Source organism: Limnospira sp. PMC 289.06, from assembly GCF_032350395.1.
Lineage (GTDB): Bacteria > Cyanobacteriota > Cyanobacteriia > Cyanobacteriales > Microcoleaceae > Limnospira > Limnospira platensis.
Window position 1 is genome coordinate 1 of record NZ_JARPLC010000391.1, and the last position, 821, is coordinate 821.

Here is an 821-nt window from a genome sequence, read left to right on the forward strand (position 1 = left end):
GAGCCATCTGAGCGGAGGTTTTGTGGCCATGCTCTTGGGCAAAAGCCTTGAATTTATGCCAGTCGGTAATTTGGTGGCTATGACCAGGTGGGCGATTAGGTTTAGGGAGGAAGTCTCCGGTCTGTGCTTTTCTTTGCAGCCAGAGATTAATGGTGTTCCGGCTGACATGGAAAACTTGACTGGCTTCGGTTTTGGGTATACCGTCTAGTTCAATTGCATTAATAACTTTTTGTCTAAGGTCGTAACTGTAGGGGGCTGGCATTTTGGGTCTTCTGTAGATATCCTTGCCATTATACGTCCTAAATGTTCTGTCTTGTGCTATAAACAGTTATGAGGATGGCCAGGAGTGCGATCCTTATATCCAAACTCGGGGCTGGAATCCTCACCGGGTAGTTATTTCGGGCATTTCAGCCCTATTTCATACCCGAACGTCTCGCACGTTAGGGGTCGAGAGTGAAGTCACCTTCACCCTCTCCCATTCAGAACTGTGCTTGATAGTTTCCCATCACACGGCTCCTGGTGTGGATACCCTATTTGTCAAAGGAGCAGAATCAACAGACCTGCTTTCTACTTCGATGTTCAGAGCTATATGCAGCACGTAGTCTTTAAACTCGTCCTCGCCATTATACTCTTACTGACCGCAGTATCTATATCCCCACCGTGACAATTGGGCATATCCCCACCATGACAATTGGGCTTTAGCTTCTGGTCACATCCTTCACCCTCTAAGCATGCGCTTACATTTTTCACTACTGCCTTGTGAATAGCATTACTCACTTGTTTATAGGCAGAGCATTAGAGGGGTTAATTAGGGGTCGAGA

Annotated in this window: 1 protein-coding gene; it reads right to left on the bottom strand. The window is 46.8% G+C overall.

Annotation, left to right across the window (positions count from 1 at the left end; all coding sequences use genetic code 11):
* Positions 1–262: IS630 transposase-related protein (locus P5674_RS25395; RefSeq protein ID WP_315670442.1), on the bottom strand; the 262-nt coding region annotated here is incomplete at its 3' end.
* Positions 263–821 lie beyond the last annotated feature (559 nt).